The organism is Mesorhizobium sp. UC74_2, assembly GCF_042701485.1.
Lineage (GTDB): Bacteria > Pseudomonadota > Alphaproteobacteria > Rhizobiales > Rhizobiaceae > Mesorhizobium.
This window is the reverse complement of the sequence record NZ_CP170562.1, coordinates 589984-616955: the sequence shown is the minus strand read 5'-3', so window position 1 is coordinate 616955 and position 26972 is coordinate 589984. Positions and strand designations below refer to the sequence as shown.

Here is a 26972-nt window from a genome sequence, read left to right as displayed (position 1 = left end):
TTGCTCGGTGCCGATAGACGTCATCACCCAAAGGCCGGGAACACGCCCGCCATCGCTATGCAGTAGTTCAGCGCAATATAGGGTTGTCGGTTCTCGTGCGGCTGGCTGCTCCCTGTCATGCCGATCATGTTGGGCGAAAATTGCGCGTTTGCCGTCGTGGTTTTGACGAATGGAGTGCTTTGCCCCGGCAGGGCGAGTGAGTTGCCCGCACTGGGTGATGGTGCCAACTTGGACGTCGTTCCCTGATTATAGATCGTGAACTGATGGATGTGCGCCGGCATCTCGGCCGCCGTCAAAGTTACGCTGCTTTCGCCAAACGTATCGCCGGCGGCACGCCGCGTCGTGCCTGGTCCAGCGCCCTGGTTGCAGCCGGCCCGATTGACGAAATTGGGCAACTGGAAAGTCGTCGTGCCATTGCCGCCGTAGAGGGTGCCGATCAATGCATACAGCGCCGAATTCTGCTGGACCGCGACAGTGGCCCCGGTGCAGAACGCCCAGCCGCGTGGAGGGAAGTTGAAGCCGAAAAGCTGTATCTCGCCGAGAAAGGGCTCGGTCATTGCAGTATCCTTTCAAACTATGTGGCGGACCGGTTCCATGAATTGTTGAAGCGCGTAATTCAGCCCTGGGAAGGATAGATCCCCGCATAGGCGATGCAGAATTGCACGGTCAGTGTTGGCATCATGTTGTCGTGCGGGTTGCTTGCCCCAGCTTGCTGGGTTGAAGCCACGGAGGAGATCAACGGAGTCGCACCACTGATATCGGTCGCATACATGTTGTCGCCCGTAAGCGCGCCGAGCTCGACCGTCTGCCCGACGGTTTTGGCATCGGCGTTCGAAGTGGTCGCGCTCATCGGGTGCGTATGCTGCGGCATCTGCAGCGAAAGCAGAGTGACATTTTCGCTCCCGCTCATCTGCCCGATGACATAAGTCGAGAGCCCTGTGCCCCTGCCCTGGTGTATGGGCACCCGACCGGAAAGCTGGGGGACGGCGAAGGTAGCCTGACCGTCCCCGCCGTAAGTGGTGCCGATCAACTGATACAGCACTTCATACTCGGCAATGGAATACAGCCCCCCGCTGCAAGGCAGCCATCCAACCGGTACGCGCGGAAAACCGAACATGCGGATCTCTCCGACATAGGGCGTGCTCATTGGCAAATCTCCGTGCAGGGATCTGGTGCTGTAGGGCAGGCGTCAGTTGCGCGACGGGAATATCCCGGTCATCGCGATGTTGAAGTTGATGGTTTCGTAGGGCTGCAGATTGGAATGCGCCTGGTTGCCGCCGACAGGGATGACGGTTTGAGGCGACAAAGGCACCAGCCGGCCATTCGGCACCGCATAGATGGCGTTCGTGTTGGTACCGTAGAGGGCACCGTCGGCACTTCGCTGTCCCCCGCTCGAAGTTGTTCCCTGCCCGACATGAAGATGCATCGGCAGGTGCTGGCTGAGCAGCGTGACGTTTTCAACACCGCCTGTCTCGCCCAAATTGTAAGGCGACGGCTGCCAGCTTGAATCCGAAGACGTTCCAAAGCCCGCCGGCGTGCGGCTCTGCAGGTTCGGCAGAGCAAAGGTCGTCACGCCATTGCCGCCATAGACTGTACCCAGCAGCGAAAACAGCGCCTGGTTCTGTGCGATGGCCACGATGGCACCGTTACAGAAAGCAAAGCCCTTTGGAGGGTAAGGGAAGCCGGTCATCATTATCTGACCCAGGAAAAACTCCGCCATTTACTTTCCCCAGTTTTTATTGCCCCAGATCATTATCTTTGCGCACAGAATAGGGATTCTGCAAGGCCGTTTTTCCATCTCATGTAGACATGACCAAGACTGTATGGTTTACTTTTGCCATAGACCATTTCTGGGGTGATTCAGCTATTCTTGTGTAATATCTGAGCTTATTATGCTAAGATATTATGCCGATTAAACAACTCGTGGCGATCGGTAAGCATGGGGGCGTGCATTGCACTGGGGTTTCAAGTTTCGCGCGCTCTTGTCTTTCAGAACGTGCCGCGAGTTATTTTACCGACTGAATTTTCTGGCAATCCTGTTTGTTGCCTTGAGTTGGGCCGCTCCCGCATGGGCAGTCTGCGGCTCCTCGCAAAGCTTTGCGGTCGCGTCAGGTGCCACCTTCGTCATCACATGTGGTGACTTCGGCTTTCGCGAAGTAAGGCCCGGCCCACTTGCGACGACGCACGGCCTGGTCACCCAGAACGGCGTCAACAACAACTGGGTCAACTACACCAACAATGGCGACGGCGCGCTGTCCGACACCTTCGTCATGACCCAGGACGACGGCACCCCGACGACTTTCACCGTCACCGTCGGAGCCGCCTCTTCCCTTATCGTCACCCCGGCAAACCTGCCCACGCCCGCGGTGGGGGTTCCTTACACGCAGACGCTGTCGACGTCCGGCGGCGTTGCGCCTTACACCTATTCGTCGTCCGGCACGCCACCGCCGGGCATCACTGTCTCTTCCGGCGGTGTTGTTTCCGGCACGTCGACGGGATCAGGCCCTTACACATTCACGGTTGGCGTGACGGATTCGACGCCAGGGACACCGCTTACGGTCAACAAATCCTATAGCGTCACCATTCCTGGACCGACATTGGTCGTCTCGCCGTCGAGCCCGGCCGCGGGCGCTCAAGGCATCCCGTACAGCCAGCAGTTCACAACAAGTGGAGGCACCGCACCCTATACCTATGCTTATGAATCGGGCACCCTGCCGCCTGGATTGAATATATCCGCCACCGGCCTGCTCTCCGGCACACCGACGACCCTCGGCAGCTTCACCTTCACGATAAAATCGCAGGACAGCACCACGATCTCGACCGGCGGCGTCTGGCTGAAACTTCACACCGTAACGGTCGTCATCAATGCCGCACCGACCATCGTCGTATCCCCGACGACACTGCCCGGTGGCGCGGCTGTCGGGTCAGCTTATAGCACCACCATCACCGCCAGCGGCGGCACTTCCCCTTACACATTCGCCGTCAGCGCCGGAGCGCTACCGGCCGGGCTGACATTGTCTCCCGGAGGCGGGCTGTCCGGTACACCTACCGCGGGCGGGACTTTCAACTTCACCGTCAGGGCCACGGACGCCAGTGGCGCGCCGGGGCCATTCAGTGGAACCCAGGCCTATACCCTGTCGGTCGCTGCGCCGACGATCACGCTTCCCGCCACGGCGTTGGCCAACGGCACGATGGGCGCGACCTATTCGGCTACGCTCAATCCAGCGAGCGGCGGAACCTCGCCCTATACCTATGCAGTCACCGGCGGCGCCCTCCCGCCCGGTCTTGCCCTATCACCGTCAACCGGCACTTTGTCCGGCACACCGAGCGCTGCCGGCAATTTCAATTTCTCGGTCACCGCGACCGACAGCAGCACTGGCAGCGGCCCATATTCCAGTGCGCCGCGCAGCTACGCTCTGACGATCGTCAACATTCCGCCGGTCGCCAACTCGGTTTCCGCCACCGTTGCCTACAACAGCGGCGTCAACCCGATCACACTCAACATCACGGGCGGCGTTCCGGCTTCCGTCGCCATCGGGACCGCGCCCGCCAACGGTACGGCCATCGCGAGCGGAACATCGATCACCTATCAACCGAATCCGGGCTTCCGCGGGTCGGATTCGTTCACCTATACGGCGACCAATTCCGCAGGCACTTCTGCTGCGGCCACCGTGACCGTTACCGTCAGCAACCCAACGATCACCGTCGTTGCTTCCGGCCCTCTCACGACGCAGATCGGCGTTGCCTATACCCAAACCTTCACCGCCTCCGGCGGTGCGGCGCCATATACCCTGGCGGTAAGCGGCTTTCCGGCCGGACTGTCCACCACTGGAACGACCTCCAGCAGCGTCACCATATCCGGAACACCGACCGCGGCCGGCAGTTTCAATCTCGCGGTCACGGGTGCCGACAGCAGCACCGGGACCGGCCCTGTTGCGATTTCCCAGACCTTCAACTTATCCGTCAGCGCGCCAACGCTTGGCTTGACGCCGGCAGCGGGAACACTCGCGGCGACCTACGCCGCGGCGTACAGCCAGCAATATACGGCGTCCGGCGGCACAGCACCTTACACCTACACTGTCAGCGCCGGGGCGCTGCCGGCAGGTCTGGCACTGAACTCTGCATCCGGCGAACTCGCCGGGACACCGACAGTCACAGGACTGTTCACCTTTTCGGTGCGAGCCACGGATAGCAGCATGGGGACCGGCGCGCCGTTTGCACGGACCCAGAACTACGTGATGCAGGTGGCTGCGCCCACCATCGTGGTTTCACCGACGACGCTAACAAACGCCACGGCAGCGTCGAGCTACTCGGCCACCTTCACCGCATCCGGTGGCGTTGGTCCCTATACGTTCTCCACTCCGGCCGCGCTCCCGACCGGCCTGTCGCTGGCCTCGGACGGCCAGCTTACAGGTACACCGACACAATCCGGCGCTTTCGCGTTCACGGTGACAGCGACCGACGCTCACGGCCAGACCGGGTCGCGGCCCTACAATCTGACAGTTGGCCTGCCCAACCTGACGGTATTGCCCCCCAGCCTTCCGGACGGCGGGGTCGCGAGCGGCTACAACCAGACGCTGTCGGCGAGCGGCGGCAATGCGCCCTACACCTTTGCGATCACCTCAGGCACGCAGCCCACCGGCCTGACATTGTCTCCGACGGGCGCACTCACCGGCACCCCGACCGCTCCCGGCACTTTCAACTTTACCGTGACGGCCACGGACAGCACCGCAGGCACCGCTGCCACAGGCAGTACGGCCTACACGGTCCAGATCATCGACATTCCACCGGTCGCCAATCCGGTTTCGGCCAGTGTTGGCTATGACAGCAATGCAAATTCGGTCACGCTGAACATAACCGGCGGGACTGCGTTGTCCGTCGCCATTGCCACTGCAGCCGACCACGGCACCGCCACTGCCACTGGCATCTCGATCAGCTACACTCCCAATCCCGGATACCGTGGCCCCGACACGTTCACCTACACGGCGACAAACAGCGGTGGAACGTCCGCTCCGGCGACGGTCAGTGTCACCGTGGGCGATCCGACGATCGTCGTCAGTGCGTCCAATCCGCTGACGGCTGCGGTCGGAGCTGCCTACACACAGACCTTCACGGCGTCCGGCGGCACGGCCCCCTACACACTGGCGGTGAATGGCCTGCCAGCCGGACTTTCCGCCACCGCAACAACATCCAACAGCGTAACCATCTCAGGGACACCGACAGCGGCGGGCAGCTTCAACCTGAACGTCACCGGCACCGACAGCAGCACCGGCACCGGCCCGGTTTCGATATCCCAGCCGTTCACGCTCATCGTTGGAGCCCCGACGCTTGCGCTGACGCCACCGTCGGGCAATCTTGCCGTGCCGTATGGCGCGCCGTTCAGTCAGCAGTTCTCGGCATCCGGCGGTACGACGCCATACAGCTACACCGTTTCGGCTGGCACACCTCCCGCAGGCCTGACCCTCGACACAAGCGGACTTCTTTCGGGAACCGCCACCGCACCCGGCTCCTATAATATCACGGTCACAGCCACGGATGGCAGCACCGGGACCGGGGCGCCCTTCTCGACCTCCAACAACTACACCCTGCAGGTCGCGGCCCCGACCGTCGTTGTCGATCCGACAACGCTGCCGAACGCGACAGCGGGTTTGGCCTATTCGGACACCATTACGGCGACAGGCGCGGTGGCTCCCTACAGTTTCTCGGTGACCGCAGGTGCGCTGCCGGCGGGCCTGTCGCTTGCTCCCACCGGTGCATTGTCCGGCACGCCGACTGCATCCGGCAATTTCTCATTCACGGTCACGGCAAGCGATGCCAACAGCCAGACAGGCTCGCGTCCCTATACCTTGACTGTCGATGTCCCCACCCTGACCGTTTCTCCGACCACTATCCCGTCCGGGACGGCTGGAACCGCCTACAGCCAGGCGCTGTCGGCAAGCGGTGGCAACGCGCCCTACAGCTTTGCGGTGACCGCGGGCGCGCTGCCCGCCGGCCTGATGCTCTCCGCAGCAGGCGCGCTCTCAGGCACGCCAACCGTCAGCGGAAACTTCAACTTCACCGTGACTGCGACTGACAGCACGACAGGGACTCCCGGCAGCGCAAGCATGGCCTACACGCTGACGATCGCCGCGCCGACCATCACACTGGCCCCAGCCACTCTCCCGGCCGGCCAGTATGGCATCCCTTACACCCAGGCACTGGCGGCAAGCGGTGGCACCAGCCCCTACAACTTCGCGGTGACAGCCGGCGCTCTGCCACCCGGACTGTCGCTCTCATCGACCGGCGCTTTCTCGGGCACCCCGACGGTTGTCGGTTCGTCCAGCTTCACGGTGACTGCAACGGACAACCTCGGCTTCACCGGTTCGGCAGCCTATACGCTGGTGATCGCCAACAACCCTCCGATCGCAAACCCCGATACAGCCGAGACGCTTGATGGCCAGCCCGTTACCATCAACGTCCTCGCCAACGATACCGGGACGATCACCTCGATCGTGATCGCCAGCGCGCCGGCGCACGGCACCGCCACAGTGAGCGGCACCGACATCGTCTATACGCCTGCAGCATCCTTCGTTGGCTCGGACAGCCTGCAGTATACGGCGACCGGTCCGGGCGGAACCACGGCACCGGCCCTGGTCACCATCAATGTCAGACCGCATCCGGTTGCTGTCGCGCAGAATGTCACCACGGTGTCGGGCAAAGCCGTGGTCGTCGATCTGACCAAGGACGCCAGCGGCGGCCCCTTCACCAGCGCAAATCTGGTTTCGGTGCCTCCATCGTCATCAGGCGCGACATCGCTCAATGGCTACCAGATGACCTTCACGCCGGCGGCGACATTCGAAGGTACCGCGACAGTGACGTTCACGCTGAGCAACGCCTATGCAACGTCGACGGTGACGGCCATCACGATCAATGTCCAGGCCCGCCCCGATCCGACGCGAGACAGCGAAGTCATGGGCATCCTCAATGCCCAGACAGCTGCAACGCGCCGTTTCGCGAATTCCCAGATCGGCAATTTCCAGCAGCGGCTGGAGGGTCTGCATGACAGTGACGACGGCCAGGAACCCACCGACACCCTGGCCTTTGTCCAGGGCATCGTGCTGTCCTTCGACAGCACCTGCGGCAAGGACGATCTGGTTCCGCATGGCGAATCCTGCGGCAGCCACCAGGCCAAGGCTGATAAGGACTCGCCATTCAAATCATATCTGGACGACAACACCACGGCGAGCACGCCCGGCGGCTTCGGTACCGGCAGCTTCGGCCACAGCAAGGTGACGATCTGGACAGGCGGTTCCATCAATGTCGGCGACCGCGAAGGCAATGACGGCTACAAATTCGAGACGACAGGGCTCAGCGGCGGCATCGATTACCGTTTCAACCGCGCCTTCGCACTTGGGCTGGGCGTGGGTTATGGCCGCGATGTCAGCGATATCGGCGACAACGGCAGCCGGAGCACCGGCAAAGCCTATACGGCAGGTCTCTATGCCAGCTATCACCCGGGCCAGAACTTCTTCATCGATGGGCTGCTTGGCTATCAATGGCTGTCATTCGACTCGAAGCGCTATCTGACATCGGGCGGTGGCTTCGTCACCGGCGAGCGTGATGGCGGCCAATGGTTCGCCTCGGTATCGGCAGGCGCCAAATATCAGGTCGAAAGCTGGCTGATTTCGCCTTATGCACGCCTGGACGTGGCACGCGCCACACTGGATGCCTTCACCGAAAAAGGCGACCCGTCACTGGCGCTGCACTATGGCGAGCAGGACATCGACACCGTTACCGGAAACCTTGGCCTCAGGCTGGCCTACAAGCTCCCTGTCAGCTTTGGCGTGATCACGCCGCAGCTCAGGCTGGAGTATCAGCATGATTTCCAAGGCGACAGCGCAATCACGATGAACTACGCGGACATGTTCGGCGGACCATTCTATCACACGTCCATCGATGGATCGGCAAAGGACCGTTTCATGCTCGGTCTGGGAATGAACATCCAGACGACACAGGATTTTGCAGTCCGGCTCGAATATCGCGGCCTGTTCGGCAGCGATGGCGGCACCGACAACGGCTTCCTGATCAACCTGGGCAAGAAGTTCTGACCAGCGGGGCCAGGGTCCTGGCCTCGCCGTTTCTCTTCTCGCTGGCGGGCCGCGACGATGAGAGCCGGTATCGTGAAGAGCTGGACCAGTGCGGGATCTGCCGCCTTGGCGGATAAGTATCCACCTAAACTTGTTACAAATAGAACGAAATTCAAACCCAACTGATTATGAGCCGTATAAGCGCGCTCTTCAAAATCGGAACCAAGTCTTCGACCAAGTAAAATTTCAATTTCTACAACGCATGAAGCTGGACATACCAAAAGTTCCAGCGCAGTATGTTAGCAGATAATAATATATCAGACATGAGGGGACCTCCATGCTGCATGGTGGATCGATGGCGCGTGCGTGGTTTTTCGCGGGTGTTTTGATCAGCGGCATGGGGCCTCTCACGGCCCTGCCGGCGACCGCAGAGATCATCAATCCCCCGGTACTGCAGGACGTGCGAGAACCGGTCGCCAAGCCGATGTTGAAGGAGCTTGCACCGGCTGCACCACTTCCCGGCAACACGGCGCCGGTGCGCGGGGATCGCCTGCTCGATCTCAAGATCCAGTATATCGACAACCAGATCTACAATCCTTCAACGGGCGGATACGACCCCGTGCATCTGCGCGGCTACACCGGCAAGGGTGTCGATCCCAAAGCGCCTTACGTCTCACCCACGATCGAGGCGATACCCGGCGACACTGTGCGCATCACGCTCGACAACCAGTTGCCGGCAGGTCCCCAGCCCGGCGACCCCGGATGCCTGCATGGAGGGCAAATGCCCGACACCCCACACTGCTTCAACGGTACCAACCTGCACACACACGGTCTCTGGGTCAGCCCATCCGGCAACAGCGACAACGTGCTTTTGTCGATCAATCCGCAGACCAAATTCACCTACGAATACAACATCCCTTCTGACCACCCTTCCGGCACTTTCTGGTACCATACGCACCGCCACGGTTCGACCGCCTTGCAGGTGTCGAGCGGCATGGCCGGCGCACTGATCATTCGTGGTAACCGTCCGCCGACGCCTTCCGCGCATGGCGACCTCGATACGCTGATCCCGACCTCGGCCGTTCCCGAACGTTTGCTGGTGATGCAGCAGATCCAGTATGCTTGCCGTGGTCCCGCGGCAAAGCCCGGCGAACTCGGCCCGATCAAACAGGACATCAACGGCCGCTACATCTGCGATGCCGGCGATGTCGGCGGCATCGAAGGCTATGATCAGTTCGGACCCGGCACCTGGCCGGCCTCGGGGCGCTACACTTCGCTCAACGGCAGGGTGTTCGATCCCAACAATCCGCTGACCGCGAAACAGGGGCAGATCGAACGCTGGCGCATGATCCACGCGGGTGTGCGCGATACCATCAGCCTCCAGTTCTTCAAGGTCCGCGATGACAAGCTGAAGCCCGGCACCAGGACACTGCTGAGGGCTGGCGCCGCCGCGGCCTTCATCAAGGATACATGCGACACGAAGCCTGTGCCCTACATGCTGGTCGCCGCGGACGGCCTGACAATGGCAGCGGGGCAGATGACCCGGGTCGCAACCTTCCAGCCAGGCTACCGCTTCGATGCGCTCGTCGTATTTCCGGAAGCCGGGCGCTACTGCGTGATCGACGCGTCGGCGCCGAAGTCGGGGGTCGTCAACGGGCTCAATGTCGAACCCCAGCTGCTGTCGATCGTGGATGTCGCGGCAGGGACGCCGGTCGACAATGTCGAAAGCTACCTCAACAGCAAGCTGGTCGCACTTGCAGAGGCCAACATGCCGGCCGACGTCAAGGCGGCCGTGGTCACCGACCTCAAGTCGGGAACAAGGCTGACGCGCTTCACGCCGCACCCCGATGTCACCGACGAGGAGGTCAAGGGCAATGGCACGCAGGAGCTGACTTTCTTCATCGATACGACCGGACCGGACGTCAAGTTCGAAGTCGGCAACACGCTCAAGACAGCCGATGTAAGGCCTTATGACCCAACCCGCATCGACCGCCAGTTGCCGCTTGGCAAGGCGCAGGAATGGGTGCTGCAGTCTCATTTCGTCAGCCATCCGTTCCACATTCACGTCAATCCGTTCCAGATCGTCTCGATCATCGATCCCAACGGCAAGGACGTCAGCGCGGCGGGTGCGATCGACGATGCCGGCGGCGAGCCCTACGATCCGCAGTATCCCGGGCTGAAGGGGGTCTGGAAGGATACGCTGTGGATCAAGAGCCTGATCCCGCAATCGCTGCCGGCCGGTTTCTCCGGCATCTATACGATCACACTGCGCACGCGCTACGAACGCTATATCGGCGAATATGTACTGCACTGCCATATCCTCGACCACGAGGACCAGGGCATGATGCAGAACGTCGCGGTTGTGCTGCCCGATCAGGTGGCTGGTCCGCAGGGCAGCGCCATGTCGATGCAGATGGACGGCCAGATAGGTGGTCACGATGGCCACAAGTAGCGCGCCCCAATCTGAACCGACAACACCATTCACCTGGAGTGATGTCGAGGCAATCCTTCTCGCAGCTGGCGGCGCCGATGGCCCCGGCAGCCTGACGGGGCTGGCCCTGCCGGAGTTCCTGGGACTGCAACTGCATGGCATGCCGCTCATCGCGCCGCTCACAACCACGTGCTGCGGCACGAGCGATGCGAGCGGCCGCGGCGCGCGCTCGGCGCTGATCCGCGGCTTGCGCGGCCTGCCGCCTTTCGATGGCAAGCAATTCCCTCGCCTGCCCTGGGGCGGTTCACCAGTCCCTGACGAGGATATCGACCGCATCGAGAACTGGATCGAGGAAGGCTGTCCCGGCGATCTTATCGAAACCGTTGCGCTTGCCGGTGAGGTCAGTGTCGCGGCCGAAGCCCGCGTCGAGGTGAAGGGCCTCCCCGGTCCGGTTTTCGGCCCCGCGTCGGATCCGGCCGCATGGCGCTACGCCAAGGGCGAATTGCGGCAGCGCATGGATGTCGACGTCCTGAGCGAACCGCAGAAGGAGCGGCTGCGCCATGCCTTCCGCGAACTCTACAAGCTGAACAAATGGGTCGGCGACAAGCGCTCCTACAACAATCTGGCTCTCATCCATCAAAACCACTGCCAGCATGGTTGGGAGCGATTCCTGCCATGGCATCGCGTCTATCTCTATGAATTCGAACAGGCGCTGCAGGACTTCTGCCCGGACGTGACGATGCCGTGGTGGGATTTCCCGGCGCAGCGCTACAAGCCGCAGGACCCGGCCAACGGCGCGATCCTTCCCGACGCCTTCAAGGGCTTCCTGATAGAGACATCCGCGCGCTTCCTGCGCGACCACGGTTTCCCGGCCAGCATCGATACACTGGTCGGCCAGTTCTGGGCCAACCCGACACAAATCTACGATGCCGTCAGCTTGGCGTGCGGCAAGGAGTACGTAACAGGCGAAAACCGCAAACGCCTGATCGACGCGCTGCTCGACGCCAATTCGCTCTGGTATCCGCTGCGCTATTCCGGCCAGTTCGGCAAGGGCACGATCAACACCGTCATCCACTATCACTACCCGGCGCAGGAGGATATCGATGAGATCCTTTCGCTGCGCACCTTCCGCGACTTCGGTGGCGGTAGCCTCTACGTCGACAGCTTCGGTTTCCTCGACCAGAACCCGCACAACACGATGCACATCTGGACCGGCGGCATGAACCCGGCATTCAAGACGGACGCGCCTGCCGACCGCAACAGCGCGGTGCGCGTCGCCGGCCGCAAATTCCACCAGAGAGACGATCTCTATTCCGAGCCGCAGTTCGGCGACATGTTCTCGAACCTGACGGCGTCGTATGATCCGATCTTCTGGCCCGTGCACGCCAGCATAGACCGGCTGTGGTGGCGTTGGCAGCAGGATCATCCGGATGGGTTGCCGGCCGATCTCGATTCAGCGCTGACGCCGTGGAGCTATGCGGTGCGCGACACGCTCGACATGAGCCGCTTCGGTTATGAGTATGTGCGTGGCGGATGCCTCATGTCTGTCGGATTGACCAGTCCGGTCGGGCGCTTCGTCTCCGCACCGATCACAGTGCCTGACGCGAGCAAGAGTTTCCGTTCGGCCGAAGTCCGGTTGCACCGGGTGCCGCAGCTGCCACGTTCCTGCTTCATCCGCGTGTTCCTGAACACCCCGGATGCCGACGCCACGACACCGCTCGACGTGCCAGGCTATGGCGGCTACGCCGCCGTGTTCGGACATGGCGAATGTTACGGCGGGCCTGGCCATTGCGAAATTCCGCCGGCCGAGAACCGCAAGTTCGACCTGCGCGAGCGCAGCATGAACACACCCCGCAACCATCGCATCGACGTGAGCCGGGCTGCGCGGCGCCTGATCGCCACCGGCGCCAAAAGCCTGACAGTGAGCCTGGTCGTGATCGGCGCTTCCTATGAAGAGGACCGCGAGCTTTTGAGGCTTGATGGCGTCTCACTCAACTTTCTCGACTGAACACGATGCGGCCGGCACAGGCGCAGGGGGACATCAATGGCCGAGCCAAAAACCTATCGCATTCATCCGGCGGTCGGCATCGCCCGGCTTGGCGATAGCCCGGAAGCCTTCTGCATCACCCCGGAAAAGCCGGCGCAGATGCCGATCGAATGCGACGCCAACGGCAACGCCGCCAAGGGCGACGCACCGATCAAACATTTCAAGGACAGCAAGGGCCGTATCAAGCGCCAGGCCGCGCGTTTCCAGATCTTTGCCTATGACGAGGCCAACCCTGACGGCATTGCGCTCAGGATTGGCGACCATGTCGAGGGCGGCGGCAATCGCGGCAAGCTGGTCGATATCCAATGGCGCGTCCAACTGGCCAACAAGAAGGCGGCATGGTTCACCTTTGACGGCCTGCGTGGCGAGGCCGGTTACCCTGATGGCACACCGCTGCGCAATGCCGCCATCACCGATCCGGTCGAGCGGCAGAAACTGATCATCGACGCCGGCCCGCAAGCCATCGACTGCACCTCGCGCCGCAAGGCAAGCTTTGGCCGTGACACCAATCCGGCCTATGCCGTCACCTTCCCTCCCGCGGGAATGGCGCCCAACGAAATCGACACGCTTGGCGACATGATGACGGATGACGACGGCCGGCTGCTGGTGCTTGGCGGCCACGGCAACAGCGGTTCGTTCCTGAGTGGGTTCGGCCATCCCCGCATCGAGACTTACGCCAACAGCGATGGCTGGTTCGACGATATCTCCGACGGGCCGGTGATGGCGCGGCTGGTGATGATGGAGGAGCGCGTCCAGGCACTGCGCTACATCGATGTCGAATATCCCGCCTGGGTGCTGGTTGGCTACCCACGCTACGCGCCGGAAATCCTCGACATGATCACGCTCGAAGACGTGGTCGAGGATATGTCCATCCGCGAATTCGCTTACCGCACCGACATGTACGGCACCGCCGGAACCTTCGATGCACCCCAGAAAATCGACCCGACCGACACGGCCGCCCTGCTGCATTGGAAGGCGGGCCCCATCGAGTGGAACCCTGCCTATCGTCCCTGGTTCTGGCGCGATATCTGGCCGATCATCTTCCGCGCCGACGAATTCTCCTATTTCGCCAACATCCTTCAGCAGTCGAATTTCCCGCACAACCAGACCAGCCGTGGCACGTTCGACCCTTATCGCCTGTGCATTCCGCCACGGATCGCGCCGCGCGCGCTGGCGCAGAAGGAAGCGCGCGCGCAGGCCGATCATGTTGGTGGCCGTCTGCTCGAGAGCGCGGTTGAACCGAGCCTGATGCTGCTCGACGCGACCCAGGCACCGGGCGCGGCAAATGACGCAGTGGTGGGCGATGCAGGTGCGACGCTCAAGGCGGCCGCAGCTGCTTTCACTGCTGCCGTATGTGCCCCGGCGGATGGCGAAACACCGCGCGCCTATGTCATGCGCTGGCATCGGACATTCAGCGAGAACGACACTACGGCGGACGACGCCTATGCGACAGCGCGCGATGCTTGTGACGCGGCAGTGACCGATGTCATCGAACGCATTGCCGCTGCCGCAGCGCCGCCCCGGAAGCGGCTGCTGGCGGTCGCCCGTCCCTCGTCGCGGCAGGAGCCAGCCACGCCGGACCGCACGACGGACCCCTACGAGCCGATCGCCGCCGCGCTGCGCCGATTGGCATTCGAGTATCGATCCGGACAGCTGCTTGAACGCGCGCTTGTCGCGGCAAACAAGGATGCCACCACCGACCCTGGCCGCCCTGCCCGGCAGTATCTCTTCAATCTGTTGCGCAAACCCGGCGAGGAAAACCTGTTCCGGCTGGAAGCCAATCCGGCGACGCGGACCTATCACCTGCCGTTGATGCCTTTGCTCGCCGGCGACAATCCGATCACCAACAAGACGGTGAGCAAATTCCTGCGGCTGACCGACACGCAACTGTTCCTGCTGCGGCAATGGGCGGACGGCATCTTCATCGACGAGGTGGAGGCGGGCTTCGCTCCGGCGATCGACCCGTGGCAGCCCTATGCGGACTGGAATATGCCCGGCGGTCGCGGCCTGGACCGCGGCGTTCTGTCGAATGGCCTCGGCGGCGCGTTCTGCCCAGGCGGCGAAGTGACGTGGATCATCCGCAATCCAGCGATCTGGCGCGAGCCCTATAGGATCAAGGCCGACCCTGAATGGTACAGCTTCGCGCTGACCGCGGCGCAAGAGAATGCCAACCGCTGGGGAGCGGGAGTGAGTGAGGAAGGCTATATCGCCTATGCATCCGACCCGCTGTCGCTTGGCAGCGGCTTCGATGTCGGCCTGCAGCCGGGCGACCTTACCAAACTCAGCGGCCTGCCCTGGCAAGCCGATTTCAACGAATGTTCCACCCAGACCATCGACGTCACCTATGAGGAGTGGAACGTGCTCTATCCCGACAGCGTCGGCGACACGCTGCTCGAACGTGAAAGACGGGTATGGGAGACGCTGTGGTGGCCGGCACATCGGCCAATGCAGACCTACTATCCCACAAACGATGGCCTGCAGTTCCGCAACTGGGCGCGTGGCATTCCGCAGACGCTTGCCGGCGACCTCAAGATGGTGACCGAGTGGTCCAAGCTCGGCTTCATCGTTCGCAATCCCGCTGGCGGGCTAGACCAGCCTTCGCCCGCGGAAAAATACATCTGCGTCGAAGACTCCGGAGAGTGAGGATGAGCAATCCCTTTGTCGGCAACTGGACCTATCGCAGTTTCCTCAACGACCCCGATATTAGCAAGGCAGCCAACGACCTCCTGTTTGGCGAAGGCACGCTGGCCATCGTGGAGAAATCCGAAACGGAGCTTGCCGGGACTATCGGCGGGCCGGGATGGTCGCTCGATCTGCGCGGCAGCTTCGGTTACGGCTCACCCATGCAGGTTCGCTTCCAGGGAAAGGGCGTGGTCGGCGGGGAGGAGTGGATCTACGACTATATCGGCTGGCTCGTGCCTGTCTGGCCAAACAGCACCGATCGCCTGGAAGTGCCTGCCATTGTCGGCTCGGTAGTGCGCACCATTCCGCATTCGGGCGACGGCGGCAGCACCAATCCAGCCGGAGTCGTGGCGTCTTTTTATGCCGTCAGAGCAAGCTGATTTCGTCGTCATCGGCGGTGGCCCGGCCGGGGCAGCGGCTGCACTGATGCTACGCCGTCACGTGCCCGGGCGGCGCGTGATACTGCTCGAGGCAGGGCGGCACGATCGACCAAAACCTGGGGAAGTGCTGCCAGCGGTGGCGCGAGGCCTGTTGCGTCAGCTTGGCGCCTGGGCGCTTTTTGCGGAAGCGGGCTTCGTTGAAAATCGCACGCTGGTTTCTGCCTGGACCAAGGAACAGCTCAGCGAAAAGCACAGTATCTTCTCTGCCCACGGCGCGGGCTGGCATCTCGACAGGGCACGCTTCGACCGGCTGATGCTGCAGGCAGCAGAAACGGTCGGCAGCGAGGTACGGCTTGGATCGGCGGTGTGCTCGGCAACGCGCGAAAATCGCGGCTGGCGGCTCAAACTGGCCGATGCAGACATCACCGCACAGGCGGTGATCTGGGCGGCCGGCCGCAGCTGGGGGCTGGCGCGGCACTTCGGCGCGAAGGTTATCGTGCATGGACATCTTGCCGCCTATGCCCGCTTCTTCGATCGCTCCCCCGGCGACTGCCGGATGATCGTCGAGGCTCGTCCCGAAGGCTGGTGGTACAGCGCCGATCTGCCGGACCATCGCCGTGTGGTGGCGTGCCTTACCGATCCCGATCTGGGCGGCGGACTCCGCAAAGCCGACCACTGGTACCGCGCCCTGGCGAAAACGCAATTCATCGCGCGACTCCTGCCGGCCGAAGCGCGCGAAACCGTAAGCCTGGTCAAGCCTGCCGGAACTGCGTCGGTCGATCCGGCCGCAGGCGAGCGTTGGGTCGCGGCAGGGGACTGTCTGTTTGCCGCCGACCCGCTGTCGTCGCGCGGAATCGTGCACGCACTGCGCTCGGGTATTCTGGCTGCCTACGCCGCGTCGGACATGCTGGAGGGGCGCGAAGACCTTGCCCGTGCACGGTATTCGATGATCGCAACGCAAGGCTTCAACGATTACGTCCCCGCGCTCGCAGCTCATTATGCGGCAGCAGCACGATGGGACACCCCTTTCTGGCAGCGCCGCCTTCCTTTGAAGGAAACCGCGACGGCAAGGGCAGGTCATTCGCATTTCGGGCGGAGAGGATGGGTCACATGAAACTCGGCATACCGGTCTACGAAGGCGTCAACCTGCTTGATGTGGCTGGCCCCCTGGAGATGTTCTCCTGGGTCGACAAGAAAAAGGGATTGGAGACTGTTCTCCTGTCGATCGACGGCAACCCCGTCACCTCGCTGAACGGCGTGCGCTTCGACGCCCAGGCCAGCTTTGCAGCGACGCCAAGGCTGGACATCCTGTGGGTGCCGGGCGGAGCTCCGGATGCACTCGGAGCAATCATGAGTGACCCGGCATCACCCTATCTCGCTTACCTGCGACAGATCGCGGTCAATGCGAAATGGGTCTGCTCCGTCTGCGAAGGTGCGCTGCTGCTGGCTCGAGCCGGGCTGCTGGACGGCCACAAGGCCACCACACATTGGGCGTTTGTCGACTGCCTGCGCCGCTTTCCTGCAATCAAGGTAGCCAGGGGCCATCCACGCTTCGTCGAGTCGGGCAACCGGCTTACCGGCGGCGGCATATCTTCGGGCCTCGACGAGGCGCTGCATCTCATCGCGCGGCTTTTCAACGACAAGACCGCAACCGAAGTCCAGGTGACGACCCAGTACTTTCCGGTGCCTCCGGTTGGGGGCAAGATTCCCAGAACGCCCGCATGCATGGTCCATTGGTGATGGCGATCGTCACCGTTCACCTTGGCAATGCCAAACACGTTTCAAGTTGAACAAGCTCCGGCAAAAGGTGGTGGTCGCAGACGGCTGCCGCTGATCCTGTGCGCGATGCGTCGCCGGTTGGATCCTTCCAAAACCACAGGGAGACCAGGATAGGATGCCCTGGCAATTTTCTTCCCAACGCTCTCAGGTTTTTCCTGAAGGAGGCCATGTGAGATGGCCATGCACATCGATATTTAGTTCCAAAGAAACCTGTGGGTTCTGCTACGCAAGTCGGGTGAAGGGTGTTTCGCAGCGCTGCTGATTGTAAGTTCATAAAAAGGTAGGATTCGGTCGTCGTCTTGGGGGGCGACCTCTCATGAAACCATGGATGACGCAGGCTCTCGATTTCTTCGACTGGTGGTCCGAAGAAATCCGGGACCTTGTATCGCGCAACAGGCCCCGAATGCCAGACCGCGCGCCGGACTGGACTGTCGACCTTGCTGAAGACGGCATTCGTGTTCACGGACGAGACGAGGCAGAGTTCCAGTCCCTGCCGCTGGACCTCAAGGCTTCGGCGCGAGAGATCGCCGAAAAACTCGGAACACCATCGGCGAAAGCCCGTTCGTGCGACATCCGCCTCGACGGCGCGATCTGCCTGAAGCGATCGCTTGCCCCCTATCGGCTGCCACGAAGACAGGCGCGGGCCATGGCCGAGTTGGATGTCATGGCCACGACACCGATAGACATTGCCCAGGTGCATCTGTTTTTCGCCACCCCGGCCGGCAGCGACAGCACTTATTACCTGGTTAAAAAAGGGACGCTGGGCCCAGTTGTCGAAGCGGTCGCGACGCACGGCATATCCATTCGCACAATCCGCATTGGCGGTCGCGAAGCAGCCGTGCCCATAGATCGCTTGAGCATGGCTGAAGTTGCAGAGCCTGGCGCAGTTGGGGAGGTTCTTCGCAAAACGGCTTTGACGATGGCCTGCCTCACCGCTGTTGTCGTGCTTGCCACCTATGGCCACGTCCAATGGCGCTATTGGCAGGCGTCATCGGAGCTCGACGAAAAGATCGCATCGGTCGAGACCGAGGCCAGGGCTGCGCGGACCATGCTTCGGCAGCGGCAGACGCAACTCGATCAGGTCGAAAAGATCCGCAAGGAAAAAAGCGGCTCGGTGTCCGTCGTCAAGCTTCTGGCGGAGGTGACCCATGTCTTGCCGGACAGCGCCTGGGTGACCGACTTTTCCTCGAAAGGCAATACGCTGACCATTACCGGCTATGCAGCCTCGGCGTCCGAACTGATCGCTCCGCTCGAAGGCTCTCCTTTGCTCACTTCTCCCGAATTCTCGGCGCCGGTGACAAAGGTACCGGGGCAATCCGGCGAACGCTTCACCATCTCCGCGACGACCGGCGACGTCTGATGTTGTCCGTTCGGCTCCTTAACGCTCCTCTCCTCGTCCGACGTGGTGCGGCGATTGTCTTTGGGCTGATCTTGCTCGCAGTGGCCTGCGCGATCGTGGCCGGGCTCTATGGCTCCGTCATGTCTGCCAGGAGCGAAGTGTATGAAAAGCGTGTGGAACTTGGTCGTCTGCTTTCAATCGTCGCTCTCGAAAAATCGATCAAGACTACAGACACTGCCGAGAAGGCGTCCCAGGCTGAATTCCTGCCGGGGGAAAATGAAGCGGCGGCCAGAAGCGGCCTGCAGAAAAGATTGAGCGAGGCGGCAAGTGCCGCGAACGTGACTGTTCTTTCGGCCGGCAATGCTCCCACCCTCAACGAACAGGGTGTCGTCTATGTCGGGCTGCGCGCCAACATCTCGGGCGCCTTGGAAAACATCCACGGGCTTCTGCGTAATCTTGAAACCACCATGCCGGTGCTCTTTATCCGCGAGGCGACGTTGACCGCGACTGGAGGCAATCCTGATATGCCTCAGGCCAATGCGAACGAAATATCGGCTCAACTGCTGTTTTACGGCGTGCTGCAGACAGGCGCGCCGACGAACAACGCCGAGAGCAAGCCATGAACAAGTTCGCGCTCACCCTTTTGTTCGGCACGGTCCTGGTGACATTGGGAGCGGTCAACTTCAGTCTCTATGAGCGCCCCGCCGGAACCAGTCCCATCGCGACAGATGACCGGTCGGATCCGGGCAAGCCACGGACGGGCGACAAGGCGCAGCCTGTATCGCTCTCCAGCCTCGATGGCTTTTCTGAAACCTTCGAGCGGCCGCTGTTCAATTCGACACGGCGAAAACCAGTCCCCGTCGCAACCGATGAACAGCCACCACTGGCCGAGCCGCTCGCGGCTCCCGCGGAAGCTGTTCCGTCACAATCGCCGCCACCGCAGTTGCTGGGCGTCAGCGTGACACAGACAATTCCGAAAGCGCTGCTTCTTGCCTCAGGAAAGCAGGATGCTAGCTGGTTCCGGAACGGCGAAGCCATCGATGATTGGACGATAGCCGCCATCACCAGGGATGAGGTCACCTTGCAGCGCGGCGAGCAGTCGATCCGCCTTTCCCTCTATCCGCCGAGCACGAATGCGCCCTTCCCGGAGACAGGCAGCAATGCTCGATAGGACCAGCTCGGGCAAAAGCGGCAGTGCGGGATTTGCACTGCTCGTGGTACTGGCATTCCTGCTGATCGTCTCAGCCATCATCACTCCTTTCGCCATCACCGCACGAACACGCCTGATGATCGCCCGCAACGAAACCGAGCATCAGAGGCTGTCACTGCTCGCTGACGGACTTTCAAATGTCCTGGCCGCTGAGTTGACCGGCGAAAAGCCGCCGCCCGCGCTGAAGATCAATTCCGAGCCGGCGCAATGCCGCATCGGCCCGTTCAATTTCGAAATCGTCGTCCAGGACCACGCCGGCCTGATCGACCTCAATGCGGCCGACGACGAAACGCTCTCGCTCGGGTTCCGCTCGCTTGGTTTCGATGAGGCCAAAGCTAAGTTGCTGGCGACATCTGTCGCGAGTTATCGCGGCGCATCTACAAGTGTATTTTCCGAAGAGGCCATCGCCGGGGTCGGTCCAGCAACTTCCAAGCACGCCGCCTTCGAGTCGGTGTCCGAGCTGCAGGATTTTCGGGCTTTGGCGCGGCTCGATCTGCGCGACCTGCTGAGTGTTTTCACGATCAAATCCTTTCGTGGCATTCCCGCACCGGAGCGTGCGCCGGTTCGCCTTCGCGCGGCTTTTGGGGGAAGGTCTCTCGTCGACACCGCCGTCTATGAGGGTGCGAGGATTTCCGTCTATACCATTGAGGTCACGGTCGGTCGTGACGGATCGGGAACCGCTGGCCATGCCGGCTATGTCGTCGAAGCCACGCCTTCGCAGCCTGGAGGTTTCAGGCGCTTGTCCCAGGTGTTGCAGCGGCAATCCGGCATTATCCCGCCGCGACAGCCGATCGCGCAGGACTGCGACGTGTTTTTCGGCACACCGGTCTCGAACATGATCAGGAAATGGGGCGATGAATAGTCTGCCTCGCGTCGAGGAATTCCTCGCCTTCCTTGAACGGAACGGCATCCTGACCGTTCACGCCTCCCAACGCGCGCTCAGCGCGTCGAAAACCTCCGCCCATCCGTTCGACACCGTGATGACGGAACTCGGTCTCCTGGGGGAGCAGGAACTGGCCGTCCAGCTGTCGCAGTTTCTTGATGTGCCCCAGGTGAGCGAAGTGCCGGAACTGGTCGGCAAGGACATATTCTCGGCCATGACACCGGGCTACCTGCACGAACATGCGCTCCTCCCGCTCGAGATCGACCAGCAACGGGTCCTGCTTGCCGTGGCGGATCCGTTCGCCGCTGCCACGATCGCCGCTGTCGGTTTCCATTTCGACAAACCGGTGGTCCTGAGGATCCTGCCGCGCCGCACGATCGGCCTCCACATCGAACGCTTGCAGGCAAGCATCGAAGAGAGTGTGGAACAGGATCCCGGCAACGGATACAGCCTCGACGTGGGCATGGACGACCTGGAGCGCTTGAAGGATTTCGCGCGAGAGGCACCGATCGTGCGCTTCGTGGCGGAAACCATACACCAGGCGGTCGACACCAACGCGACAGACATCCACATCGAACCGCTGGAAGACCATGTCCAGATAAGGTTCCGTCGCGATGGCATCCTGTCTGTCGTCGGCACGACGGCCGCCTCGATGCTGGCAGGCATCACCACGCGCGTGAAGATCCTGGCACGGCTCAACATCGCCGAGCGACGGCTGCCGCAGGACGGCCGCATGCGGCTTGCCGTGCGCGGGCGCGACATCGACCTGCGTGTCTCGATCGTTCCGTCCATCTACGGCGAAACCATCGTGCTTCGAATTCTCGACCGCAGCGGTGTGGAACTCAAGCTGGATCGCCTGGGATTCAACGATCGCGCACAGGCGCAGATACGCAGCCTCTCGCAGGCACCCAACGGCATCATTCTGGTCACCGGCCCGACGGGCAGCGGCAAGACGACGACGCTTTATTCCATTCTCGCGGAATGCTCGCGAGCCGACGTCAAGATCTTCACCGTAGAGGATCCCGTCGAGTATCGCATGGCCGGGATCACCCAGCTTCAGGTCAATCCGGCGATCGACCTCGATTTCGCCACTGCGCTGCGATCGATCCTGCGCCAGGACCCGGACATCATCCTGGTCGGTGAAATCCGGGATCGCGAAACCGCCCAGATTGCCATCCAGGCGGCGTTGACGGGGCATCTGGTGTTTTCGACCCTTCACACCAACAGCGCAGCCGGCGCCTTGACGCGCCTGCGCGACATGGGGCTCGACGGCTATCTGCTCGGCGCCACCATCCGGGGCGTCGTCGCGCAGCGGTTGCTGAGACGGGTCTGCAAGGCATGCACGCATGATGAGACAGCCGCCAAATCCTGCCCGCATTGCAACGGAACCGGATATCGCGGTCGAACCGTTGCCCATGAAATCCTGCGCGTCTCACAGGAGATCGCGGCGCTGATCGAGACTGAGGGCAGCGAACTCGACATCCAGAACCTGGCGGTCGAGCAGGGGCTGGTTCCCATGCGTAGCCATGCACAGGCCCTCGTGGAAGGCGGCATCACCACCGAGGAGGAAATTCGGCGCGTCATCGATCTTCGTGGAGACAGTTGATGCCGGCATTTGCCTACCGGGCCTATTTCGCCAACGGAAAGCACGACGCCGGAACACTGGACGCCGGCACCGCGCAGGAGGCGGCACGCGAACTGGCGCGGCGAGGTCTGAGGCCCTACCAACTGACGGCAGTCGGCGACAGGCAGACGCTCGGACGGTCATCTTCCAAGTCGCTCTTCTCGCGCCCCGTCGACCTCGGCAAGCTCTTTTCCGACCTGTCGGTCCTGCTCAATGCCGGTTTCACCATTGACCGGGCCATCGCGGCGATCATCGCCAGTGAAACCAACGTTTCGCGGCGCAGGAGCCTGCAAGGCATCCTCGATCTGACGACAGCGGGACGATCGGTTGCCGAAGCATTCTCCAGCCTGGACAATGCGCCGGCCGACGTGATCGCGTTGCTGGCGAGCGGCGAACGCAGCGGCAAGCTGCCTGTGGTCTGCGAGCGGCTGGCCGAGATCCATGAAGCAAGGGCAAAACGGCGTTCGGCGATTGTCAGCGCCCTTGCCTACCCGATCTTCCTGCTGATGGTGATGGCAGGGGCCGTGCTTGTCCTGGCTTTCGTTCTCGTGCCGGCGCTTGAACCGATCTTCGAAGGAGCTTCGACGCCGCCGCCCCTGACCATGCGCCTGCTGGCCGGGCTTGGCGCGGTCGTCAGCGACTATCCGTTCATCTTTCCTCTGATCGCGATCATTGTCCTGCTGACAATTCTCGCCGCAAGCCGCTCGGCCAATCTCAAGAAAAGGCTGTTTGGCTGGTATGTGGGTATTCCGTGGATCGGCCCTCTGCTCAAGGAAGCCACCACCGCGCGTTATCTGGAGGCGCTGGCGCTGCTACTGGCCAATGGCGTCGCCATGACCGAAGCGCTGCGCCTTTCAACCGGAACCGTTGGCAACAGCCCGCTGGCGCCGGACCTTGCCCGTTTGGAAAACGATGTCGGCAACGGCGCCCGCCTCAACGAGGCCCTGGGCAGGTCGAAGATGTTCCGTGACGCGGTCGTTTCCCTGGTGGCGCTCGGCGAAGATGCCAACGCGCTGCCCCTGATGCTGGAGCGCGCTGCCCGAATGCAGCAGGCTGAAGTTTCCAAACGTATCGAGACGCTCCTGAAGCTCCTGACGCCAACCCTGACCATCGTTCTCGGCATGCTCGTCGGCAGCCTTGTCATCTCGGTGATGACGACGATCCTTTCCATCAACGACCTGGCGCTCAAATGACCAACGCCATGTGTGCAGAACATGGCCGGCAGGACGGCTTCAGCCTGATCGAGCTCATGGTCGTGCTGGCGATCATTGCATTGATGGCGGTCATTGCCGTACCGGCGCTGTCGCGGCGGTCAAACGAGCCGGATCTGCACCATCTGTCGAAGGAACTGGCCGCTCGCTTGCGGGTCGCGCATACCCTGGCGATCGCCGCCGGCAAGCCGCAGCGGATCGACTTCAACCCGCAAACACGCATCATCCGTTTTCTGGACGGTGACAGGCGTATTCTGCCTGCCGGAACCAGGATGACACTGACGACTGGCCTGGAGACCACGACATCGGAGCAAGGCGCGACGCTGACCTTCCTTCCGAACGGAAGTTCATCGGGCATGGTGATCGATCTAGAACTGACGGGCAAGAAATCCGAGGGTTGAAGTCAACTGGCTGACCGGCACCACCAGCCTCGTGGAAGCGCCATGACCAGGGATGGCGAAGCCGGCTTCACCGTGCTGGAGACGCTTGTCGCCATGACCATACTTGCCCTGACCCTGGCGATCGCAAGCCAGTCGATCGTGCTGGCGGCGCGCAGCCTCGCTGCCGCCCGAAACCAGACCAACGCGATGCTGCGAATAAGAGGACAACTGACCGGCCTCGAGACGTCTGGCCCCCTGGCGTCGGCGCAGTCCGGCGAAGGCTGGAGCCTGCAGGAGATCGATGTCGGCGGCAAGAAGCTGGCGGCGGTCCGGATCGCCGGGAGCGGCGCTTCGTTCCTGACCTTCATCCCGTCGCGGAATGACCATCGTGAGTGAGGCCTGCGCCACCGCCACGCCCGACCCGCGTCACGAAACGGCAACGGCGGGATTCACGCTCGTCGAGGTGCTGGTCGCGCTGATCCTCGTCGCGGTGATGTCGTCGCTGATGGTCGTTTTCATCGGTCAGGCCGGCGCCCTCGTGCGGATCGACAGCGCATCGGAGGCCGAAACGGAAGTGAATGCCGCCGTCCGCTTTCTCGAAACAACGATCGCAAACGCGGAACCCCTGCCGTTGCTGCCATCCAATCCGGACCAGGTCCATTATCTTCAGGGCGCTGTGTCCGAGATTCAGCTCAACGCCATCCAACCCGTCGGCTTCGGCACCAACGCATTGCGCCAGATCGCCATCGGCCTGCGAAAACCCGTGAACACCGCAACGGGCACGCGCTATGATCTCGTGCTTGCGAACAGAACGAGACGCGTCCAGGCCGAGGATCCGAAGAAGGAGGTCCTGCTCCTGGCCGACGTCACCGGCCTGTCATTCGAATATCTGGAAAACACCCCTGACGGGCTGAACTGGCTGCCGACCTGGCAGAGCCTCCGGCGTCTGCCCCTTGCCGTCCGGATCAGGCTGGAAATCCTGCGTGGCGGCAAGGCCTATTCGTCCAATGGACTGGTACGCCTCGACCTGGCCACGACGGACCCGCAGCGTTCGGAAAACTCAGGCTCATCGCCCGAACTGTAGAGTGTTCCGGTTGTTTCGGAAACGCTCCGGCTCCTCTTGCGCAATTCTGGACACAAGTCGCGGCACGGTTGTCCGGCATCGCGCCAGCCGGATCAGTTGCCGATATCCTGGTCTTCGCCGGTCCCGTCCGGCTTGCCGTCGCGCCCCAGCGATTTGATGCTGATGCCGCTGCCATCCTGTTTCAAGGCATAGAGATAGGGGCGGCCCCAGGGGTCCTTCAGTCCGGTACTGCCCTTGAGATAAGGCCCATTCCAGCGGGTTGCACCTTGCGGGGCCGCAACCAGCGCCCCCAGGCCCTCTTCGTCGCTGGGGTACCGACTGTTGTCGAGGTAATAGAGTTCCATCGCGCTTTCGAGATTGCGGATTTGTGCTTTCGAGGCGCTGGTCCGGGCAGAACCGAGATATTTGAGCACCTGCGGCGCCGCCAGCGTTGCAATCAGCGCGATGATGGCGAGCACCACCAGCAGTTCGACGAGTGTGAAACCGGCTTCGGCGCGTGTTCCCTTTGAAAACCGCCCCATCCACGACGTCACGCGCTTTCGATCCGTTCTCATGATCCGATCTCTATTGCGGAAAACTGTTCATATGCCCATGTGCAGGCCAGGCCAAGGGCGATGAAGGGGCCAAACGGGATGCGCCTGTTGCGGTCCGTTGTGAATCCCGCGACGGCCTGGCAACCGACGACGACCAATGCAGCCGCGCTTGCGATGAACAGCAGCATCGGCAGCAGCATCGGCCCGATCCAGCATGCGGCGGCCGACATCATCTTCACGTCGCCCAGCCCTAGCCCGATCCGACCGGTCATTCGGCCGTGCGCGTAGCGAATGCCGTAGATCAGGGCGAAGACCAGAACGGCACAGGCAAGCTGTCCGCTCACGGCGACGAACCCGTTCGGCAGGTGGAAGGCGATGCCGGTCAAGGCGAGAGCAAGATTGAGCGCATCCGGGATGATCATGTGGCGCGCGTCGACCACCGCGATCGCCGCGAGCAGCACGGCAAGGACAAGCCCCTGGGCAAGCAGTGCGGGCGACAGCAAAGCCATCAGTAGGCGAGCCTCTTCAGGTCCTGCTCGACCTTGGTTTTTCCGCCGCGCCTTTTCTGGATCGGGGTCTGCAGGCTGATCTTGCCGCGGAACTCCTCGGTGACATCGCGGGCTTCCTTGATATCGCGAACGACGCGAGGCCTGATGAAGATGATCAGTTCCGTGCGCTTGATGCCGTCGGTCTTGTTCTTGAAGGCGTTGCCCAGGAGTGGAATATCCCCGAGTAACGGAACCTGCGCGCGTTTGATGGAATTGGTTTCCTGTATCAGGCCACCGAGCGCGAGGCTCTCACCATCATTGACCAGCACCCTGGTCTGGATTTTCCGCTGCTGGATCGTCGGCGAGTCGATGCCGGATGACGTTGTTTCAACCGCATTGCTGACTTCCTGGCCAATATCCAACTGGACCCGGCCGGCGTTGTTGATGCGTGGTGTCACCGTCAGGATAACGCCGGTATCCTTCATCTCGACCGAATTGATGATCGGTGCGTTGCCTCCCGCAGTTCCGGTAGACTGCTGAGTGACGATCGGCACCTGGTCGCCGACCTGCAGGATGGCTTTCTGGTTGTTGAGCGCCATGACCGTCGGCGCCGAAACGATGTTCACGTCGGTGATGCTGGCCAGTGCATTGAGGGTCACCTGGATATTGTTGCTGGCATAGGTCCAGGCAAAACCTGGGAACGATGCGCCGGCGAAGCCACTGGCGACGTCGGAAAGTGAAATCTTCATGCCGTTGTTCTCGAAAGAACCAGCGCAGGCCGAACTTCAGTTCATCATTCAGCGTCACTTCCGCGATCACCGCCTCGAGCATGACC

General features: G+C 62.0%; 22 protein-coding genes. 16 read left to right on the top strand and 6 right to left on the bottom strand.

Annotated elements, in window-relative coordinates:
- Nucleotides 1-23: 23 nt before the first annotated feature.
- From ACFJIU_RS02910 to ACFJIU_RS02900, 3 genes are read right to left on the bottom strand one after another with little or no spacing between them, the layout of a single operon-like run.
- Nucleotides 24-557, bottom strand: coding sequence for a phage tail protein (locus ACFJIU_RS02910; RefSeq protein ID WP_379067336.1), 534 nt, complete (start codon nt 555-557; stop codon nt 24-26).
- Nucleotides 558-616: 59 nt separating this feature from the next.
- On the bottom strand, nt 617-1147 hold the full coding sequence (locus ACFJIU_RS02905) for a phage tail protein (RefSeq protein WP_379067334.1): 531 nt from the start codon (nt 1145-1147) through the stop codon (nt 617-619).
- Nucleotides 1148-1189: 42 nt separating this feature from the next.
- Nucleotides 1190-1720: a phage tail protein gene (locus ACFJIU_RS02900; RefSeq protein WP_379067332.1), complete on the bottom strand. Its 531-nt coding sequence runs from the start codon at nt 1718-1720 to the stop codon at nt 1190-1192.
- A gap of 328 nt (nt 1721-2048) precedes the next feature.
- On the opposite strand from ACFJIU_RS02900, the gene ACFJIU_RS02895 reads away from it, so the two are divergent.
- From ACFJIU_RS02895 to ACFJIU_RS02820, 16 genes are all read left to right on the top strand, one after another.
- Entirely contained in the window at nt 2049-8087 is a 6039-nt protein-coding gene (locus tag ACFJIU_RS02895; RefSeq protein ID WP_379067330.1) for a putative Ig domain-containing protein, read from the top strand.
- 316 nt (nt 8088-8403) lie between these two features.
- A complete protein-coding gene (locus ACFJIU_RS02890) occupies nt 8404-10518 on the top strand; it encodes a multicopper oxidase family protein (RefSeq protein WP_379067328.1) in 2115 nt (704 codons plus the stop codon).
- The gene (locus ACFJIU_RS02885; protein WP_379072936.1) at nt 10505-12505 is read left to right on the top strand and encodes a tyrosinase family protein; all 2001 of its coding nucleotides are present in this window, start codon (nt 10505-10507) and stop codon (nt 12503-12505) included. Before ACFJIU_RS02890 ends, ACFJIU_RS02885 begins: the two co-directional genes overlap by 14 nt.
- Nucleotides 12506-12541: 36 nt before the next feature.
- Nucleotides 12542-15187 carry a LodA/GoxA family CTQ-dependent oxidase gene (locus ACFJIU_RS02880; protein WP_379067326.1) on the top strand — a complete coding sequence of 882 codons (2646 nt, stop codon included), beginning with the start codon at nt 12542-12544 and terminating at the stop codon, nt 15185-15187.
- A 2-nt stretch (nt 15188-15189) separates the two neighbouring features.
- Nucleotides 15190-15606, top strand: a complete 417-nt coding sequence (locus tag ACFJIU_RS02875; protein WP_379067324.1) for a hypothetical protein — start codon at nt 15190-15192, stop codon at nt 15604-15606.
- Nucleotides 15587-16720, top strand: a complete 1134-nt coding sequence (locus tag ACFJIU_RS02870) for an NAD(P)/FAD-dependent oxidoreductase (protein ID WP_379067322.1) — start codon at nt 15587-15589, stop codon at nt 16718-16720. Before ACFJIU_RS02875 ends, ACFJIU_RS02870 begins: the two co-directional genes overlap by 20 nt.
- The gene (locus ACFJIU_RS02865) at nt 16717-17346 is read left to right on the top strand and encodes a DJ-1/PfpI family protein (protein WP_379067320.1); all 630 of its coding nucleotides are present in this window, start codon (nt 16717-16719) and stop codon (nt 17344-17346) included. Before ACFJIU_RS02870 ends, ACFJIU_RS02865 begins: the two co-directional genes overlap by 4 nt.
- 355 nt (nt 17347-17701) lie before the next feature.
- Entirely contained in the window at nt 17702-18745 is a 1044-nt protein-coding gene (locus ACFJIU_RS02860) for a PilN domain-containing protein (RefSeq protein ID WP_379067318.1), read from the top strand.
- Complete coding sequence (gene gspM / locus ACFJIU_RS02855; RefSeq protein WP_379067316.1) at nt 18745-19347, top strand: type II secretion system protein GspM; 603 nt, start codon at nt 18745-18747, stop codon at nt 19345-19347. Before ACFJIU_RS02860 ends, gspM begins: the two co-directional genes overlap by 1 nt.
- Nucleotides 19344-19895 carry a hypothetical protein gene (locus ACFJIU_RS02850; RefSeq protein ID WP_379067314.1) on the top strand — a complete coding sequence of 184 codons (552 nt, stop codon included), beginning with the start codon at nt 19344-19346 and terminating at the stop codon, nt 19893-19895. The genes gspM and ACFJIU_RS02850 overlap by 4 nt, the downstream gene beginning before the upstream one ends.
- Nucleotides 19885-20796, top strand: a complete 912-nt coding sequence (locus tag ACFJIU_RS02845; protein ID WP_379067312.1) for a hypothetical protein — start codon at nt 19885-19887, stop codon at nt 20794-20796. Before ACFJIU_RS02850 ends, ACFJIU_RS02845 begins: the two co-directional genes overlap by 11 nt.
- On the top strand, nt 20789-22423 hold the full coding sequence (locus ACFJIU_RS02840; RefSeq protein ID WP_379067311.1) for a GspE/PulE family protein: 1635 nt from the start codon (nt 20789-20791) through the stop codon (nt 22421-22423). The genes ACFJIU_RS02845 and ACFJIU_RS02840 overlap by 8 nt, the downstream gene beginning before the upstream one ends.
- Nucleotides 22423-23634: a type II secretion system F family protein gene (locus ACFJIU_RS02835; protein ID WP_379067309.1), complete on the top strand. Its 1212-nt coding sequence runs from the start codon at nt 22423-22425 to the stop codon at nt 23632-23634. Before ACFJIU_RS02840 ends, ACFJIU_RS02835 begins: the two co-directional genes overlap by 1 nt.
- Nucleotides 23631-24053, top strand: a complete 423-nt coding sequence (locus ACFJIU_RS02830) for a prepilin-type N-terminal cleavage/methylation domain-containing protein (protein WP_379067307.1) — start codon at nt 23631-23633, stop codon at nt 24051-24053. Before ACFJIU_RS02835 ends, ACFJIU_RS02830 begins: the two co-directional genes overlap by 4 nt.
- Nucleotides 24054-24095: 42 nt before the next feature.
- A complete protein-coding gene (locus tag ACFJIU_RS02825) occupies nt 24096-24428 on the top strand; it encodes a type II secretion system protein J (RefSeq protein WP_379067305.1) in 333 nt (110 codons plus the stop codon).
- Nucleotides 24421-25116, top strand: coding sequence for a type II secretion system protein GspJ (locus ACFJIU_RS02820; protein WP_379067303.1), 696 nt, complete (start codon nt 24421-24423; stop codon nt 25114-25116). Before ACFJIU_RS02825 ends, ACFJIU_RS02820 begins: the two co-directional genes overlap by 8 nt.
- A gap of 92 nt (nt 25117-25208) precedes the next feature.
- On the opposite strand, the gene gspG is transcribed toward ACFJIU_RS02820, so the two are convergent.
- From gspG to ACFJIU_RS02805, 3 genes are read right to left on the bottom strand one after another with little or no spacing between them, the layout of a single operon-like run.
- Nucleotides 25209-25637 (bottom strand): type II secretion system major pseudopilin GspG, encoded by a 429-nt coding sequence (gene gspG / locus ACFJIU_RS02815; RefSeq protein ID WP_379072934.1) that lies wholly within the window; start codon nt 25635-25637, stop codon nt 25209-25211.
- A 29-nt stretch (nt 25638-25666) separates the two neighbouring features.
- Complete coding sequence (locus tag ACFJIU_RS02810; RefSeq protein WP_379067301.1) at nt 25667-26158, bottom strand: prepilin peptidase; 492 nt, start codon at nt 26156-26158, stop codon at nt 25667-25669.
- Complete coding sequence (locus ACFJIU_RS02805; RefSeq protein WP_379067299.1) at nt 26158-26736, bottom strand: type II secretion system protein GspD; 579 nt, start codon at nt 26734-26736, stop codon at nt 26158-26160. The genes ACFJIU_RS02810 and ACFJIU_RS02805 overlap by 1 nt, the downstream gene beginning before the upstream one ends.
- Nucleotides 26737-26972 lie beyond the last annotated feature (236 nt).